Consider the following 17,067-nt stretch of genomic DNA (forward strand, 5'->3'; position numbering starts at 1 on the left):
GTAAAACGAAACGGAGGAATAACCAATGTATGAAATTAAAGGGCATCATCACATTTCAATGGTTACGAAAAATGCAAATGAAAATAATCACTTTTATAAAAACGTGCTTGGCTTACGTCGTGTGAAAATGACAGTAAACCAAGATGATCCGTCAATGTACCACTTATTTTATGGAGATAAAACAGGAAGTCCAGGCACGGAATTATCATTTTTTGAAATTCCATTAGTAGGAAGAACATATCGCGGCACGAATGCCATTACTCGAATTGGATTACTCGTTCCTTCAGAGGAAAGCTTACATTACTGGAAAGAACGATTTGAGAAATTTGATGTGAAACATAGTGAAATAACAACATATGCAAATCGTCCTGCTTTGCAATTTGAGGATGCTGAAGGTCTTCGCTTAGTACTACTCGTTTCAAACGGAGAAAAAGTAGAGCACTGGGAAACTTGGGAGAAATCAGAAGTTCCTGCAAAGCATCAAATTCAAGGAATGGGTTCTGTGGAAATGACAGTTCGTAGACTTGATAAAATGGCGAGTACACTTACAGACATGTTTGGTTATACAGAGGTTAGCCGAAATGATCAAGAAGCAATTTTCCAGTCCATTAAAGGAGAGGTTTTTGGAGAAATCGTTGTGAAATATTTAGATGGTCCTACTGAAAAGCCGGGCCGAGGGAGCATTCACCATTTAGCAATTCGCGTGAAAAACGATGCAGAGCTTGCTTATTGGGAAGAACAGGTGAAACAAAGAGGCTTCCATTCTTCAGGAATCATCGACCGTTTCTATTTTAAAAGCTTATATTTCCGCGAATCAAACGGAATCCTATTTGAAATTGCGACAGATGGACCAGGATTTACAGTTGATGGAGATGTGGAACATTTAGGAGAAAAACTTGATTTACCACCATTCTTAGAAGGTCAGCGTGCAGAAATTGAAGCGAATTTAGCACCGATTGAAGAGAAGTAATAGAAGAAAATATATAACTTTAACATATAAATGAAACCCATTGGAGGAATATAAAATGAACCAATTAAAAGGAATTCACCACGTTACAGCGATTACAAGTAGTGCAGAAAAAAACTATGAGTTTTTCACTCACGTTTTAGGAATGCGTTTAGTTAAAAAAACAGTAAACCAAGATGACATTCAAACGTATCATTTATTCTTTGCAGATGATAAAGGTAGTGCAGGAACAGATATGACATTCTTTGACTTCCCAGGTATTCCAAAAGGAGTACACGGTACGAATGAAATTTCAAAAACTTCATTTCGCGTTCCGGCCGATGCAGCATTAGAGTATTGGGTGAAACGTTTTGACCGTCTTGAAGTAGAACATACAGGAATTAAAGAGCAATTTGGTAAGAAAACTCTTTCTTTCGTTGACTTTGATGATCAACACTATCAATTAATCTCAGATGAACTTGATAAAGGAATCGAATCAGGTACACCATGGCAAAACGGACCAGTTCCATTAGAATATGCAATTACTGGTTTAGGGCCTGTATTCATCCGTATTGCAAACTTTAGTTTCTTCAAAGAAGTGTTAGAAAAAGTTTTATTATTTAAAGAGGTTGCGCAAGAAGGAGAATTCTATTTATTTGAAGTGAATAAAGGTGGAAACGGTGCATCTGTCATCGTAGAACATAATACGGTTCTTCCAGAAGCACAACAAGGTTTTGGTACAGTGCACCATGTGGCATTCCGCGTAGAAGATCGCGCTGTATTAGAAGAATGGATTGAGAGAATCAGTAGCGTTGGACTTCCTTCATCTGGTTATGTAGACCGTCATTTCTTTGAATCATTATATGCAAGAGTTGCACCACAAATTTTATTTGAATTTGCAACAGATGGCCCAGGATTTATGGGAGATGAACCATACGAAACACTTGGCGAAAAATTATCTTTACCTCCATTCCTAGAGCCAAAACGTGAAGAAATTGAAAAATTAGTTCGTCCAATTGATACAGTAAGAAGCACGAAGGAATTTATTAAAGAGTAAAAATAGAGCAAGTAGTTTTAGCGGAGTGCTGGAACTGCTTGCTTTTTTATTTATTCTAGTAAGTTTTCTGACAATTGTTTCTCAAGTTATTAAAAAGGAAAACTTTGGTATAATTAATTAAAATATTAAATTTTCTGATAATTATTTTTCAATGCATAGAAAAGGAGTGGTAATATACAATTTTGATAATTGTATAAAAATACTAATTTTGGAGAAAAGGGGATGCGGAGTGTATGGGAGCAGATGTAGTAACGCGGGAGCAAATGAAACATTCTTTAGATGATTGGTATCGTGTAATGTTGCAGCAAAATATAGAGAAAGCTACGGAAATGAAAGAGGAGATTGAAAGTAAGATTAGTGGTTTGGACGTGGATCAGGATGTATTGCTTTATCATGCGTTGTTGAATTTTAGATATGATGCATTAGTGGATTGGATTGGGGTTAGAGAAGATAGTTTTGATAAAGTGGAATCTTTTGAAATCCCGGCAGAAGGTGTTCTAGCTTATTACTATCACTTTTTTAAAGGGTTTCATTGCACATTAATTTCAAATTATAACGAAGCGAAAGAACAGTATGAGCAAGCTGAGAAGTTATTGAAATATATTGCAGATCCGATAGAACATGCGGAGTTTAATTATCGGATGGGGAATTTCTATTATCAAAAATATGACCAAGTTCATGCAATAGATTACTTGAATAGGGCAAAAGCAGCATTTTTACAATATCCAGGTTATGAAATAAAAGTAGGATTATGTGAAAATGCTTTTGGACTATGTTGTGTAGACATAGATCACTATGAATTAGCGGAAGAAAACTTTAATTCTGCTATGGAAGTATTGCAAAAAGCAGATCAAAAAAAATATATGCTAATGGTTCGGCATAATTTAGCTTGGCTTTATGCTAGTCAAAATCTTTCAGAATTAGCGATTCGTCATATATCTGAGGTGACCAAAAATTACCCAGAACACTTTAAAGCCTTGTTTGTAGAAGCACATGAACATTACAAATTAGGACAATATAATTTAGCGAATCCAATTGTTGAAAAAGGTTTAAATATTTGTGTTGATTTAGGAGAAAAAGAATTTCAACATCGGTTTAAAATTTTGAAAGAACTCAATGGAAAATCTTCAGTATCAATTATTGAAGATGTAATTTTAGAAGGACTTTCTTATTTTGAGAGAGAAAGATTATGGGATTGTATTCAAGAATACACTGAAATTTTAGCACTGAAATTTTATGAATTTGATGATCATGTTAAGGCAAGTAAATATTTTTATATGAATAATAAGGCTCAAAAAAATATATTGGAAAAGGGAGCGTTAAAATAATGAAGAAATTTCGTTTGGCTATTGTTGGGACTGCATTAGTAGGGGTATTATCAATTGGGTTCAATAGTTCTTTTACAAATCAAGCTGTAAATATAGGAGACACAGGAGGAGCACCAGCAAGACCAGACTACGTTAATATAGGAGACACAGGAGGAGCACCAGCAAGACCAGACTACGTTAATATAGGAGACACAGGAGGAGCACCAGCAGATAATAAAGGCGACGGCGGAGTAAGCCAACTATAATAATAAAGAAAGGGACTTCAACATGAAGTCCCTTTTTCTATTTTCAGGTCATGTAGAGAAAAGAATTGACTTACTTTAAATATGTAACTATAATGGTTACAGAATAACCATTAGTAACAGAAATGAGTTATATTTTTTAGTATAATTGTAACTGTTTTAGTTACAATTAAAAAGAGGACATAAAATAACCAAAAAATGTAAAAACTTTTAAATAGCAACAAGAGAAAGGAGACGGGAACTTTGAAACGGTTTAAGTTTTATATGATTAGCGGTATTGTGCTCGTTTTGTTAATTGTTTGTAATTTCGTCGATAAGCCGATTGCGAAGGTTGGAGAAGTGAAAGATACTGTTATGATGAAGCTGAATACGAAAGAGAGTATGGCGCAAATTGATGGGCAGACGATTTATTTTAAACAAATTGGTGAGGGAAAACCTCCTTTACTTATGCTGCACGGGTTTGGTGGTTCTGCTGATGGGTTTAGTGATATTTATCCGGAACTAGCGCGAGACCATACGATTATTGCGGTTGATATTTTAGGGTTTGGGCGTTCTTCTAAGCCAGTTGATTTTCAGTATTCGTTTCCTGCGCAAGTGAATTTATATTATAAGTTAATGAAGAAGCTCGGATACGATCAGTTTGCGGTGCTCGGCCATTCAATGGGCGGAGAGATGTCCCTCAATTTAGCGTATTTATATCCAGACGCAGTGACGCATCTCATTTTGGCGGATTCTACAGGGATAGAGTCTTTCCAGCAAAAAGAAAGTTATGAAGTACCACCGCTATCGACGGACTTACAAACTGTAACTGAGATTACGAAGTATAATAAAAATGAAGTAAAAAATAGTCGTGATGATAAAGAGCATTATGATCAGCTTACGAAAATGCGAGAGCGCCGCATTGCGATGGAAGCTGATAAAATTAAGGTACCGACTTTAATTATATGGGGACGACATGATAAGAGTGTTTCGTGGAAAAATGGTGAACTGTATCATGGGCTATTTGTGAATAGTACGTTTCATATTATTGAAAAAGGATACCACGCACCGTTTCGTCAGGAACCAATTGAGTTTATGGAATATGTACAAGCATTTTTCGCGAAGCATCCACAATGATAAATTTTTAAGCATAAATCCATTTCTTTCCTCATAAAGTGAAACTAATAAGGCTTGTCTAAGGAAAGGAATGAAGTGATTTGGAAACTTTACCATGGTGGGTGTATCTTGTAATTGTCGGGATTGTACTAAGTGGCTACATGGTTTTATATACTTCGAAAAAAGAGCAAGATATGGATAATGAGTTTATCGAAAAAGAAGGCGAAGTATATATGAAGCGCTTAGAAGAAGAGCGCGAGAAACGTAATCAGGATAGTGATAAGGATTCTGTATTGCTTTAATAGAAATTTTGAAAGGCTACCACCTAGTAGGATTTTACATCTAGGTGGTAGCTTTTTTTCTTCTGGGGGAGCAGTATATGTTCATCAAGCTAAGGTTATATTAGTTTAATTTTACATGTATAAGAGAGTCATCATAAACTTTTATTGATGGCATTTATATATATTTTTCCTCATAAGAATGGAACTAGTGGGGATTTTACTGGGGGGGATTAACAATGCATAGGGATGAAACTTCATTACATCCTGATACAGGCGTTACGTCTGTAATGTTTGTTGAGCGTTCATTAAATGAAATTCGTTTTTGGTCTAGAATCATGAAGGAGCATTCTTTTTTTCTTCGATTGGGATTTAGATGTGAGGATACTCAATTAATTGAAGAGGCGAATCAATTTTATCGGTTGTTTGAACATATTGAACAAATAGCGCATTCCTATACAAATGAAACAGATCCTGAGCAAATAAAAAGATTTAATGCAGAAGTACAACAAGCCGCAACTAATATTTGGGGATTTAAACGAAAAATTTTAGGATTAATTCTCACATGTAAATTGCCAGGACAAAATAACTTTCCACTTTTAGTTGACCATACAAGTAGGGAAGCTGATTATTTTAGAAAACGTTTAATACAATTAAATGAAGGTAAATTAGATGCCCTTCCTGATGCTATTATTAAAGAAAATGTTTTCTTTTTACGGATTATGGCAGACCATGCTAAATTTATTGGCCATCTTCTTGATCCGTCGGAAAGAAAGCTTGTAGATACAGCACGAAATTTTAGCAATGATTTTGATGAATTGATGTATCAAGCAATTGACTTAGAATCTATGAAACCACAATCCCAAACAGCTCCTCTTTTAGATCAATTTTTAGATCAAAATCGCGTGTCAGTTGCATCTCTTCGGGATTTTAAGAAAACAGCACGTGATTTAATTGAGCAATGTAAAATAAAGAGTATCATTCATCCATTATTAGCAGACCATGTTTTCCGTGAAGCTGATAGATTTCTTGAAATCATTGATATGTATGATGTTCATCTTACAAATATTCAATCACAACCTAGATATTAGAAGATAAGGAAAGATACTATTTTTCCTTAAGCTGAGAAGTTAACAATTTATTGTTAGCTTCTTTTCTTTGTGATTAAAATTTTCTTTTAAGGACTACATAAATCCTTTTGACCAAATATGTAATTCTTTGTAAAATGTTATATATGGAAAGATTATGAATATACAGGAAATCTATGGGTAGTAGATTTTAATAAATTACTCGGGGGAAATTTATTAATTAAGTATATTAACTTTTTCACATTAAATTTTACAACTAAAGGGGTAGTAGTAATCATGAAGGCAAAGAAATTAGTAAGTTTAGCATTACCAGTTATGTTATTGAGCGGTTGTATTACAATTGAAACGGATGGTAAGAAAGCTAATGAACCAAAGAAAGAAGAAACACAACAGGTAGAGAAAGAAAATAAGGCTTCTGAAAAAGAGAGTAAGTCAACTGATAGCAAGAAAGAGGATAGCTTATCTGTAGCGAAAGGTGAAGGTACAAACAGTAGTTCATCAAGTAGTCAACCAAGTTCTTCTTCAAATAATTCAACTTCTTCACCTGGTAAGGTAACTGGTTCAGATGTTGAAAGGTACAAGGCAGATATCATAAATAGTGCTACTCAAATTGAAGATACAATGAAATTAATTGAAGGAATAGCAGATTCAGACGTAAAATCATACAAACAAAAGAAAAGTGAAGTACAACTAAGTTTAGGTGGAGCAAAGGCAACAACGAAGAAACTGAAGAATTTACAAGCGCCCCCTGAGTTACAGGGAGAACAGGCGAAGATAAAGCAATCGATGGAACTGTATGCGGATTGTTTTCAACTTCTCTTTGATGCATTGGACCAAGAAGACGAAAGTAAAATGCATCAATCAGTAAGTAAAGCACAAGAAGGTTCGAAACTGTTTGAAGAGGCAGCGAAGAGTATCGGTAGTAAAACTAACTAAGAATACATTAATGTAAGGGGTATGAGGTATGAAAGTGAAGAAACTAATAGCTGCTGCAGCTGCAGTTTCAGTTACATTGTTAATATCGTGACTTTATTTCAAACTCGCCTGCTACTTAATATATTTTTACTACATATAGAAAAGAAACCCTAACTTCATTTTTTATAGTGAATTTAGATTAATTACGAAGTAGTAATATTGAAGAATTATGAGATCGTTTTAAAAGCATTTCATTTAGTAGAGGAAGAACCAAATGGATGCTGTTAGCTATCACAAAAAGCCAATGTGCATATGCGAATGGAGACAAAGACAGGCCATAATATAGAAAAAATCTATATTATGGCCTGTTTTTATATGTACTTTGGTTTTCTTGAGTATATGTATTTTTAGATAATCAAATAGATTAACGTAAAAATGAAAATGTAATTGATTTTTACTAGAGAGTAATTTATATTTAAATAATATAATATATAGTTTTAACGTTATCGGGAGGGATGTATTATGAAAAAAAGTAAATTTCTTAATTTAACAACGGCCGCCACACTAAGTTTAAGCCTTTTATTCACAGGAGCTGTATCCGCCGCTACTGAAGAAAATTTCAGTCCAAAACAAATTAGTTTAGATAAAGTTACATCTGAAAAAATTGATATGTATCAACTAAATCAAATTCAAGATACATTTACAAAAAACACTGAAAATCAGGTAACTTTTTATTGGAAAAATACACAAGGTATAGAGGAAGCAATTGATCTATCTGTTCGAACAGATGCTAGAGGAAATATAACTTCCGTAAACGAAGTCACTACACATGACAACCTAGTTGATTCTCTAGTTAAAAAGAAAAAACCAGGGAAACCAGGGAAACCAGGGAAAGGTTCGAGTCCAAAGGTGCCATATAAATTAAATGGTGGAACAAATAAATCTAACTTTATTAACGAACACGCTTATAATAGACATAAATATAATCCAAAAGAAAAATCTACTTCTAGCAAAACTCAGTATGGTCGAGATGTTGACGTGAAGAAGTTAAGGGAGGAAACAATGCATAATTATGAAAATAAGTGGAGTCAAACGGATAACAAGGGTAACAGAACAACAACTTATGCTAAACAATTTGATGGTAATATAAGCACTTCTGATTCATCAACAAGTCATCATAGGGTTATAATCAATCATTCTGACTCATCAAGAAGTACACAATTCCCATTGTACTTAAAGAACTAACATGAATACAAAAAAATTTCAAACCTATGTGGCGTTGTCAACAAAAGACTGGAGTGCTGAAACATTTGTAAGAACCTTAGAAGAGATTGTATCTTCGGCAAAAGAATATGAAAATGATTATATTGAAGTCCATCAAGTACTAGAAATGGTAGTAACAGAAGTTGAAGTTGAGTATGTAATCATTCTAAATCATACGAGAAACTTAGATGATTTGGGGAAATACCTTAAATAATAATTTTTAAATACTGTTTATAAAAAGGAATGCTGTTCTATTTGGATAGAATGGTATTCCTTTTTGTCGCTGTTAATAATATAAGGGATTTTGATATGGAATTTTAAAAAGAGAGTGTTAATATTGGCCCTCTAAAAAAGGGTGTAATCAGTATGACAAAGGAAAGACTTTTGGACACTTTACGTAAAAAAAAGAAAACGCCCTCTGTTAATCTTTCTGAAACAGAGGGCGTTTTTTGCATTTTACTTAAAGTCTTTGTTGTCCATCTTCTGTTTTAAATAGTAATGGGTAGTAGACTGTTAGAGCGAAAATTGCCGAATCTATAGTAAAAGTAACCATTCAAAGCCTAATTCATACACTATGATGGAGGATTTTTACTTCATAACCGGATGAAAAAGGAGTGTAATCATGAAGAAACGTACTGTTAATGAAGCAGGAAGGAATGTGCCACAACCAATCCGCAGCGACGGAGCAGGTGCGATTGATTCTGGACCTCGTAATGTTATGCGGGATATTCAAAATCCGAATATGCTTGTTCCGCCTATAACGGATGCAGGGTTAGTTCCTAACTTGAAGTTTTCATTCTCGGACACTTCTATGATTTTGAAACAAGGCGGGTGGTCTCGGGAGATTACTGCTCGGGAACTACCGGTTTCGACGACGATTGCCGGAGTAAATATGAGTTTAACGGCAGGTGGAGTACGAGAACTACATTGGCATAAAGAAGCAGAATGGGCGTATATGCTTTTAGGACGGGCACGCATAACGGCTGTAGATCAAAATGGACGGAATTTTATTGCTGATGTTGGACCAGGTGATCTTTGGTATTTTTCTCCTGGTATTCCGCATTCCATTCAAGGGTTGGAACATTGTGAGTTTTTGCTCGTTTTCGATGATGGGCATTTTTCTGATTTATCTACTTTAGCTATTTCTGATTGGTTTGCGCATACGCCGAAAGAAGTGCTATCGGCTAACTTCGGAGTGCCGGAAAGTGCTTTTCATTCCATTCCTTCAGAGCAAGTGTATATTTATCAGGGAGAGGTACCAGGTTCGCTTGAGAGTCAGGAAGTTCAGTCGCCGAAAGGAGAAGTTCCTTTAACGTTCAAGTACGAACTTTTAAAACAAAAACCGATTAAGACTCCTGGTGGGAGCGTTCGAATTGTCGACTCTACGAATTTTCCTATTTCAAAAACAATCGCAGCAGCGCTCGTTGAAGTGGAGCCTGGTGGAATGAGAGAGCTTCATTGGCACCCGAATAATGATGAGTGGCAATATTATCTTACCGGGCAAGCGAGAATGACGGTGTTTCTTGGAAATGGTACAGCTCGAACATTTGATTATAGAGCTGGTGATGTCGGATATGTACCATTTGCGACGGGGCATTATATCCAAAATACAGGTGACGAAACATTATGGTTTTTAGAGATGTTCAGAAGCAATCGTTTTGAAGATGTATCGTTAAATCAATGGATGGCACTGACTCCTAAAGAAATAGTGGAGAGTAATATACATGTTGGGCCGCAAGTAATGGATTCTCTGCGTAAAGAGAAATCGCCTGTTGTGAAATATCCGGGATTTTCATATAGTCCGAAAAATGATGAGTAAAATGAAAATTTACGTTATTCTTTCTGGAGAATGATAAGAAAGGATGGCGTATTTTTTATGCCTAATCTAGTCTTTATCCCGCTATTTGCCGGGCAGTAAGACCCACCTCAAAATTCAGCGGAATCAAAGAAGTTAGGTGGGGCGCGGGCTGTCCGGAAAAGCCCGATTAGTGAGGGCTGATTAAAGTTTCACTTTATTAGTATCCGTCCCTTGTATTATTGTTCGGGAAATTATTATTGGAGCATAGTATAGGGAAGATACATATAAAAGAGCGCCATTATAAGCTGTAACGTATAAGTTGTGCAGGAAATGCAACAATAACTCGCTTTACTCTTCATCATTTATTTGAACATAATGGGCATAGAGAGGTGATAAACACAGTATGATTTTTAGTGAGCGTTTAAAAGAAGAAAGGGAAAAAAGAAATTGGTCGCAAAATGATTTGGCTGAAAAACTTCATGTGAGCAGGCAATCTGTTTCGAAATGGGAGACGGGAAAGAACTATCCGAGCATTGAAATTATTATTCATTTAAGTGATCTGTGCGGTATTACAATTGATGAACTGCTAAGGAGTGATGAAGAATTGACGCAGAAAATAATTGAAGATAGTAAGCAATTGGCGTATCCAAAATGGAAGGTGTTTTTTGATAGTCTATTTATGATAGGAGTATTTTTGTTTATTGCAAAAATCGTTGTATGGATGCTAAATAAGTTTGCAGGAGCAAGTATTACAATTGTAGCAGATGCGCCATATGTAATGAATCTTTTGCCCCTTGTATTCATGATTATAGGTGGTATAGGTTCCGATAAGTTGAAGAAAATATATAAATAGAGGAAAGATTTGAAAGAAATCCCCAACACTGGCTGTTCTTTTCACTTAAATTGTGTACTATAAAGGATAGGATGACATAAAGAAGGGGACATTTAGAATGGAATTTCATGAACAGAAGATTTTGCCGGCAGTGAGGCAAATTAAAGATTTGGAAAAGCTATTACATAGTTCGTATGAATATATCGTTATTTTAGATATTCATGTCGGTCAATTGAAGAGTGTTATATCGCTTGCGAAGCAATATTGTAAAAAGGTGTTTTTACATGTGGATTTAATTCATGGTTTGCAGAGTGATGGGCATGCGACGGAATATTTATGTCAGGAGTTTAGACCGTACGGGTTACTTTCAACAAAGGCGAGCGTTATTATGAAGGCGAAGCAAAAAGGTGTTGTGGCAATACAACGCATCTTTTTAATCGATTCGAGTGCGATGGAGAAGAGCTGCAATCTTTTAGATAAGACGAAACCGGATTATATTGAGGTACTTCCTGGAGCATTAACGGATGTTATCGCTGAAGTGAAAGAGCGTACTGGTGTACCGATTTTAGCAGGTGGTTTTATTCGCACTGTAGAAGATGTGGAAAGAGCATTAAATGCTGGTGCGACAGCAATTACGACATCAAAACGTGAACTATGGAAACATTACCAAAAAAAGTGACGAAAATGTGAATTTTTTCGTTGACACCGCTTTCATTTACGGTTAACATTATAGACAAGTTAATAAACGTGACGGAGAAAAGTAGAGATCCACATTTCATTGTTTCTATATAAATTTATATAGAAGCGTGCAAGCTGTGGGTCTTTTTCTTTTGACAAAAACGAATGGCCATTCATTTTACCTCTATCACATTTGAAAGCGTTTAAATTGATTGTGGAGGGATACTATGTCAGCATTTTTAGGAGAGTTAATAGGGACTGCGTTGTTAATCGTACTTGGTGGCGGCGTTTGTGCTGGTGTAAGTTTAAAGAAATCGTTTGCGAAAGATTCAGGTTGGATTGTTATTACAATGGGCTGGGGCTTAGCAGTAGCGGTTGCAGCGTATGCGGTTGGATCAATTAGTGGGGCACATTTGAATCCAGCTTTAACGATAGGATTAGCATTTAAGGGAGCGTTCCCATGGAGCGACGTACCAGGTTATATCGTAGCACAAATGATTGGGGCAATTATCGGGGCAGTTATCGTATATTTACATTACTTACCACACTGGAAAGAAACAGAAGATCCAGGAACAAAGTTAGGTGTATTTGCAACAGGTCCAGCAATTCCGAACACATTTGCAAACCTTTTAAGTGAAATGATTGGAACATTCGTTTTAGTATTTGGTATATTAGCAATTGGTGCAAATAAATTTGCAGATGGATTAAATCCATTTATCGTAGGTTTCTTAATTGTAAGTATTGGTTTATCATTAGGTGGGACAACAGGATACGCAATTAACCCAGCGCGTGATTTAGGTCCGCGTATCGCACACTTCTTCCTTCCGATTGCAGGAAAAGGCGGTTCAAACTGGAAGTATGCATGGATTCCAGTAGTTGGTCCAATTTTAGGTGGATCACTTGCAGGTTTATTCCATCAAGTTGTATTTGAAGGAAAACAAAATTCAGCACTTATTTATGTGATTATCGCAACTGTGATTGTACTAGCAATCTCTTATATGACAAGTAAAAAAAGCGGAAGCAATACAAATAGTAGAAAAGTAGCATAAGGGGGAAACCGATATGAAAAAATATATTCTTTCATTAGACCAAGGAACAACAAGCTCACGTGCAATTTTATTCAATAAAAAAGGTGAAATTGTTCATTCAGCTCAAAAAGAGTTTACACAACATTTTCCAAAGCCGGGCTGGGTAGAGCATAATGCACAAGAAATTTGGGGATCTATTTTAGCAGTTATCGCAACTTGCTTAAGCGAAGCAGATGTAAAACCAGAACAAATCGCTGGTATCGGTATTACGAACCAACGTGAAACAACGGTTGTATGGGATAAAACGACTAGTAAACCAATTTACAACGCAATCGTATGGCAATCTCGCCAAACAGCTGAAATTTGTGATGAGTTAAAAGAAAAAGGTTATGGCGAAATGGTTCGCGAAAAAACAGGTCTTTTAATTGACGCATACTTCTCTGGTACGAAAGTAAAATGGATTTTAGATAACGTTGAAGGTGCAAGAGAAAAAGCAGAAAACGGCGATCTATTATTCGGAACAATTGATTCGTGGCTTGTATGGAAACTATCTGGTGGTAAAGCACACGTAACAGATTACTCAAACGCATCACGTACGTTAATGTTTAACATTCACGACTTACAGTGGGATGATGAGCTTCTAGAAATGTTAACAGTACCAAAGAGCATGCTTCCAGAAGTGCGTCCATCATCTGAAATTTACGGAGAAACAATTGATTACCACTTCTTCGGCCAAAATGTACCGATTGCAGGTGTAGCTGGTGACCAACAAGCAGCATTATTTGGACAAGCTTGTTTCGGTGAAGGTATGGCGAAAAATACTTACGGAACTGGTTGCTTCATGTTAATGAACACAGGTGAAAAAGCAGTAGCTTCTGAGCACGGTCTATTAACAACAATTGCATGGGGAATAGATGGTAAAGTAAACTACGCATTAGAAGGAAGTATTTTCGTAGCGGGTTCTGCAATTCAATGGTTACGTGACGGAATGCGCATGTTTAAAGATGCAAGTGAGAGTGAAGTGTATGCGAGTCGCGTTGAATCAACTGACGGTGTATACGTTGTACCAGCATTCGTTGGACTAGGAACACCTTATTGGGATAGTGAAGTACGCGGCGCTATGTTTGGTGTAACGCGCGGTACGACGAAAGAGCATTTCATTCGTGCAACGCTAGAATCTTTAGCTTACCAAACGAAAGATGTATTATGCGCAATGGAAGCAGATTCAGGTATTGAGCTGAAAACATTACGCGTTGATGGCGGAGCAGTTAAAAATAACTTCTTAATGAAGTTCCAAAGTGATATTTTAGATGTTCCTGTAGAGCGTCCAGTAATCAACGAAACAACGGCTCTAGGTGCAGCATACTTAGCTGGTCTTGCGGTTGGATATTGGAAAAACCAAGATGAAATTAAAGAACAGTGGCATATGGACAAACGCTTTGAACCAACGATGGAAGCGAAAACAAGCGAAGAGCTATATGCTGGATGGAAAAAAGCAATTGAAGCAACAAAAGCTTTCAAATAATCATAAACAGTGTTATAATGGTGACAAGTTAATAATTCGGTAGGAGATTTGGAGAGACCACAACGCGCTATAGAGGCGAAATCTATAGCGGAGTTTGTGGTCTCTTTTTTCGTTATCAAAGGGAGGAATTACCATGAAATTTTCAAGTAAACAACGTAAAGACGTATTAAACGGAGTAAATAAACAAGAGTTAGATGTGATCGTAATTGGTGGAGGTATTACTGGTTCTGGTATTGCATTAGATGGAGCAACACGCGGGTTATCAACAATTGTGTTTGAAATGCAGGACTTTGCAGCAGGTACATCAAGTCGTTCAACGAAGCTTGTACACGGTGGTCTACGTTATTTAAAACAACTTGAAGTGAAAATGGTAGCAGAGGTGGGGAAAGAGCGTGCGATCGTATATGAGAACGGTCCCCATGTAACAACACCAGAGTGGATGTTACTTCCGTTCCATACAGGCGGTACGTTCGGATCATTTAGTACATCAATTGGTCTTCGTGTATACGACTTCTTAGCAGGTGTAAAACGAAGCGAGCGCAGAAAGATGTTTAACCGTGAAGAAACGCTAAACAAAGAGCCTCTTGTAAAAAAAGAAGGATTAAAAGGCGGCGGTTACTACGTAGAATATCGTACAGACGATGCGCGTCTTACAATTGAAGTAATGAAAGAAGCAATTGAGCATGGTGCGAAAGCTGTTAACTACGCAAAAGTAGACAGTTTCTTATATAAAGATGGAAAAGTATGTGGTGTACGTGTAATCGATTTACTAGACGGAGAAGTATACGAAGTTTACGGTAAGAAAATTGTAAACGCAGCTGGCCCTTGGGTAGATACACTTCGTGAAAAAGATAACTCGAAAAAAGGAAAAGTACTTCAGTTATCAAAAGGTGTTCACTTAGTAATTGATCAAAAACGTTTCCCATTAGGTCAAGCGATTTACTTCGATACACCAGATAAACGTATGGTGTTCGCGATTCCTCGTGGAGGAAAAACATACGTAGGTACAACAGATACGTTCTATGATAAAGACGCAGCTGTACCACAAATGACAACAGAAGATCGCACATACATCATTAATGCGATTAACTACATGTTCCCAAGTGTGAAAATTACAGAGAAAGACATTGAATCAAGCTGGGCTGGTGTTCGTCCGTTAATTTATGAAGAAGGTAAGAGCGCATCTGAAATTTCTCGTAAAGATGAAATTTGGACTTCTGAATCTGGTTTAATTACAATCGCAGGTGGTAAATTAACTGGATACCGCAAAATGGCTGAAATGGTAGTAGACTATGTAACGAACTTACTACAAAAAGAAGGTCATAGCGCATATCCGAAGAGCGACACGAAACATATGCCAATCTCTGGTGGACATGTAGATGGTTCACACGGATTCCCAGCATTCGTTGCGAAAAAAGCTGGCGAAGGTACGAAATATGGTTTAACAACAGCACAAGCAGAAGAGTTCGCGAAATTCTACGGCTCTAACGTTGATGTACTGTTCGACTTAGCGAAAAAACATAAAGAAGAAGCGAAAGAATACAACATGCCGCTAGACGTTCTAATCCCGCTTGTATACGCAATGGATTACGAAATGACAGCAAAACCAGTTGACTTCTTCGTACGCCGCAGAGGCGCTGTGTTCTTCAACATCCACTGGGTATACGAGTGGAAAGAAGCAGTAATCAACTACATGGCTGCGAAACTAGGCTGGAGCAAAGAAGAACAAATGAAATATACAGCTGAACTAGAAAAAGCATTAACAGATGCTGTAATTCCTGTCGATCAACAAGAACAGGCAGCTGCGTTAGCGTAAAATAGAAACCCACCTGAAGGGGAGCCTTTAGGTGGGTTTTTCTCTTGACTAAAAATAAATAAAATGTGTTACAATGATGATAGAGTATTTAGTGTGAATTTTGCATAAAATAAAAAAGACAGAAGCCTGAGAAACTTCTGCCTTGTGTAACCTAACTTGCTATTGTGGTGGTAGTAGGTGCGGTTATAAGACAATTACATTAACGTTTTAGCCGAGAACCGCCCTTACCTTTTCCACGAAGCAGGGTGGTTCTCGCTTTTTTGTATACAGAAATTAGCCACGGACCGACGTATCTTCTATCGATGACAACGCCAGCTCCGGTTAGGATACCATACACTAATTTAATTACAAACATCGCGATCATATTATCACCTCCCCCTTTTTTCAAAATGGAAGAGATGATTGCCACACCTACTAGTTATAGCTTATTAAGTTACATATTAATTGTATTATGTTTTAAAATAGGGAACAAGACATATGGATGAAAATTCCTGTTTTTAAGCAGAACATTAGTGTCAGGGGACAAGAAGTAAATAAATATTCATAAAAAAACGGTATGGACATTACCATCCGTATTTTTTTATGTATTTATAAAACTTTTCCATACAGTGCGTCGTCTAATATATGGGAAGGAGGAAATGATGTGGATGAATTAACGATAGAAGCATTTGAAATAGAAGATAAGGAGGAACTTATCGGCGAAATAATGAACAAGTATGGACAAGAAGTCCTACAGCTTGTGTATTCATATGTGAATAATAAAGAGGTTGCGGAGGATGTAACGCAAGATATATTTGTGAAATGCTATAAATCTCTTCATACATATAAAGGGAAATCGAATGTGAAAACGTGGTTATGGAGAATTGCGATCAATCAATGTAAGGACTATATAAAAAGTTGGTATAACAAAAAAGTTATCGTTACAGAGGGTGACTTTACGTATATGGAGAGTCAAAAAGAAAGTGTGGAACAAACTGTTATTCAAAATGCAGAGGATAGTAGGCTTGCTTCTGCGGTAATGAGTTTACCGATAAAATATCGAGAAGTCATTTATCTATTTTATTATGAAGAATTATCAATTAAAGAGATTGCTATGGTAATAGACGTAAAGGAAAACACGATAAAAACGAGACTGAAAAAAGCGAAGGAGCTTTTGAAGAAAGGATTGGAGGAATAAT

Annotated in this window: 18 protein-coding genes; 17 read left to right on the top strand and 1 reads right to left on the bottom strand. The window is 36.5% G+C overall.

What is annotated here, in order from left to right:
* The first annotated feature begins 25 nt into the window (after window positions 1-25).
* The 16 genes from ACTFN4_RS20895 to glpD all read left to right on the top strand — a co-directional run bounded on the left by ACTFN4_RS20895 (window position 26) and on the right by glpD (window position 15,889).
* Entirely contained in the window at window positions 26-970 is a 945-nt protein-coding gene (locus ACTFN4_RS20895) for a ring-cleaving dioxygenase (RefSeq protein WP_000272980.1), read from the top strand.
* A 55-nt stretch (window positions 971-1,025) separates the two neighbouring features.
* Window positions 1,026-2,003, top strand: a complete 978-nt coding sequence (locus ACTFN4_RS20900; RefSeq protein WP_439962732.1) for a ring-cleaving dioxygenase — start codon at window positions 1,026-1,028, stop codon at window positions 2,001-2,003.
* A 233-nt stretch (window positions 2,004-2,236) separates the two neighbouring features.
* A complete protein-coding gene (locus ACTFN4_RS20905) occupies window positions 2,237-3,331 on the top strand; it encodes a RapH N-terminal domain-containing protein (RefSeq protein WP_000500588.1) in 1,095 nt (364 codons plus the stop codon).
* Window positions 3,331-3,576: a Phr family secreted Rap phosphatase inhibitor gene (locus ACTFN4_RS20910; protein WP_000714516.1), complete on the top strand. Its 246-nt coding sequence runs from the start codon at window positions 3,331-3,333 to the stop codon at window positions 3,574-3,576. Before ACTFN4_RS20905 ends, ACTFN4_RS20910 begins: the two co-directional genes overlap by 1 nt.
* A gap of 240 nt (window positions 3,577-3,816) precedes the next feature.
* A complete protein-coding gene (locus ACTFN4_RS20915; protein ID WP_439962733.1) occupies window positions 3,817-4,689 on the top strand; it encodes an alpha/beta fold hydrolase in 873 nt (290 codons plus the stop codon).
* Between the two features lie 80 nt (window positions 4,690-4,769).
* Window positions 4,770-4,970, top strand: coding sequence for a sporulation YhaL family protein (locus ACTFN4_RS20920; protein ID WP_000449223.1), 201 nt, complete (start codon window positions 4,770-4,772; stop codon window positions 4,968-4,970).
* A gap of 215 nt (window positions 4,971-5,185) precedes the next feature.
* Complete coding sequence (locus ACTFN4_RS20925) at window positions 5,186-6,037, top strand: DUF2935 domain-containing protein (protein ID WP_000554479.1); 852 nt, start codon at window positions 5,186-5,188, stop codon at window positions 6,035-6,037.
* Between the two features lie 273 nt (window positions 6,038-6,310).
* Window positions 6,311-6,970, top strand: a complete 660-nt coding sequence (locus ACTFN4_RS20930) for a DUF7018 domain-containing (lipo)protein (RefSeq protein WP_000644846.1) — start codon at window positions 6,311-6,313, stop codon at window positions 6,968-6,970.
* A 501-nt stretch (window positions 6,971-7,471) separates the two neighbouring features.
* Window positions 7,472-8,194, top strand: a complete 723-nt coding sequence (locus ACTFN4_RS20935) for a hypothetical protein (protein ID WP_439962735.1) — start codon at window positions 7,472-7,474, stop codon at window positions 8,192-8,194.
* Between the two features lies 1 nt (window position 8,195).
* Window positions 8,196-8,426, top strand: coding sequence for a hypothetical protein (locus ACTFN4_RS20940; RefSeq protein ID WP_001093032.1), 231 nt, complete (start codon window positions 8,196-8,198; stop codon window positions 8,424-8,426).
* Window positions 8,427-8,834: 408 nt separating this feature from the next.
* Window positions 8,835-10,031 (top strand): oxalate decarboxylase family bicupin, encoded by a 1,197-nt coding sequence (locus ACTFN4_RS20945; protein ID WP_439962736.1) that lies wholly within the window; start codon window positions 8,835-8,837, stop codon window positions 10,029-10,031.
* A 382-nt stretch (window positions 10,032-10,413) separates the two neighbouring features.
* Window positions 10,414-10,863: a helix-turn-helix domain-containing protein gene (locus tag ACTFN4_RS20950; RefSeq protein WP_410989640.1), complete on the top strand. Its 450-nt coding sequence runs from the start codon at window positions 10,414-10,416 to the stop codon at window positions 10,861-10,863.
* Window positions 10,864-10,960: 97 nt separating this feature from the next.
* A complete protein-coding gene (gene glpP / locus ACTFN4_RS20955; protein ID WP_000394285.1) occupies window positions 10,961-11,521 on the top strand; it encodes a glycerol uptake operon antiterminator GlpP in 561 nt (186 codons plus the stop codon).
* Window positions 11,522-11,747: 226 nt separating this feature from the next.
* Window positions 11,748-12,569, top strand: coding sequence for a glycerol uptake facilitator protein GlpF (gene glpF / locus ACTFN4_RS20960; RefSeq protein WP_001272200.1), 822 nt, complete (start codon window positions 11,748-11,750; stop codon window positions 12,567-12,569).
* A 13-nt stretch (window positions 12,570-12,582) separates the two neighbouring features.
* The gene (gene glpK, locus ACTFN4_RS20965) at window positions 12,583-14,073 is read left to right on the top strand and encodes a glycerol kinase GlpK (protein ID WP_259593188.1); all 1,491 of its coding nucleotides are present in this window, start codon (window positions 12,583-12,585) and stop codon (window positions 14,071-14,073) included.
* 133 nt (window positions 14,074-14,206) lie between these two features.
* Window positions 14,207-15,889 (top strand): aerobic glycerol-3-phosphate dehydrogenase, encoded by a 1,683-nt coding sequence (gene glpD / locus ACTFN4_RS20970; RefSeq protein WP_000672833.1) that lies wholly within the window; start codon window positions 14,207-14,209, stop codon window positions 15,887-15,889.
* Between the two features lie 199 nt (window positions 15,890-16,088).
* On the opposite strand, the gene ACTFN4_RS20975 is transcribed toward glpD, so the two are convergent.
* Complete coding sequence (locus tag ACTFN4_RS20975) at window positions 16,089-16,253, bottom strand: hypothetical protein (protein ID WP_439962737.1); 165 nt, start codon at window positions 16,251-16,253, stop codon at window positions 16,089-16,091.
* A gap of 279 nt (window positions 16,254-16,532) precedes the next feature.
* On the opposite strand from ACTFN4_RS20975, the gene ACTFN4_RS20980 reads away from it, so the two are divergent.
* The gene (locus ACTFN4_RS20980; protein WP_088344450.1) at window positions 16,533-17,066 is read left to right on the top strand and encodes a sigma-70 family RNA polymerase sigma factor; all 534 of its coding nucleotides are present in this window, start codon (window positions 16,533-16,535) and stop codon (window positions 17,064-17,066) included.
* Window position 17,067: the final 1 nt, after the last annotated feature.

Origin of the sequence: Bacillus cereus group sp. MYBK95-2, from assembly GCF_051915225.1 — a bacterium.
Taxonomy (GTDB): domain Bacteria; phylum Bacillota; class Bacilli; order Bacillales; family Bacillaceae_G; genus Bacillus_A; species Bacillus_A cereus.

Coding starts and splice junctions, on each gene's coding strand:
- ACTFN4_RS20895 (WP_000272980.1), top strand. CDS start 26: ATGTATGAAATTAAAGGGCATCATCACATTTCAATGGTTACGAAAAAT.
- ACTFN4_RS20900 (WP_439962732.1), top strand. CDS start 1,026: ATGAACCAATTAAAAGGAATTCACCACGTTACAGCGATTACAAGTAGT.
- ACTFN4_RS20905 (WP_000500588.1), top strand. CDS start 2,237: ATGGGAGCAGATGTAGTAACGCGGGAGCAAATGAAACATTCTTTAGAT.
- ACTFN4_RS20910 (WP_000714516.1), top strand. CDS start 3,331: ATGAAGAAATTTCGTTTGGCTATTGTTGGGACTGCATTAGTAGGGGTA.
- ACTFN4_RS20925 (WP_000554479.1), top strand. CDS start 5,186: ATGCATAGGGATGAAACTTCATTACATCCTGATACAGGCGTTACGTCT.
- ACTFN4_RS20930 (WP_000644846.1), top strand. CDS start 6,311: ATGAAGGCAAAGAAATTAGTAAGTTTAGCATTACCAGTTATGTTATTG.
- ACTFN4_RS20935 (WP_439962735.1), top strand. CDS start 7,472: ATGAAAAAAAGTAAATTTCTTAATTTAACAACGGCCGCCACACTAAGT.
- ACTFN4_RS20940 (WP_001093032.1), top strand. CDS start 8,196: ATGAATACAAAAAAATTTCAAACCTATGTGGCGTTGTCAACAAAAGAC.
- ACTFN4_RS20945 (WP_439962736.1), top strand. CDS start 8,835: ATGAAGAAACGTACTGTTAATGAAGCAGGAAGGAATGTGCCACAACCA.
- ACTFN4_RS20950 (WP_410989640.1), top strand. CDS start 10,414: ATGATTTTTAGTGAGCGTTTAAAAGAAGAAAGGGAAAAAAGAAATTGG.
- glpP (WP_000394285.1), top strand. CDS start 10,961: ATGGAATTTCATGAACAGAAGATTTTGCCGGCAGTGAGGCAAATTAAA.
- glpF (WP_001272200.1), top strand. CDS start 11,748: ATGTCAGCATTTTTAGGAGAGTTAATAGGGACTGCGTTGTTAATCGTA.
- glpK (WP_259593188.1), top strand. CDS start 12,583: ATGAAAAAATATATTCTTTCATTAGACCAAGGAACAACAAGCTCACGT.
- glpD (WP_000672833.1), top strand. CDS start 14,207: ATGAAATTTTCAAGTAAACAACGTAAAGACGTATTAAACGGAGTAAAT.
- ACTFN4_RS20975 (WP_439962737.1), bottom strand. CDS start 16,253: ATGATCGCGATGTTTGTAATTAAATTAGTGTATGGTATCCTAACCGGA.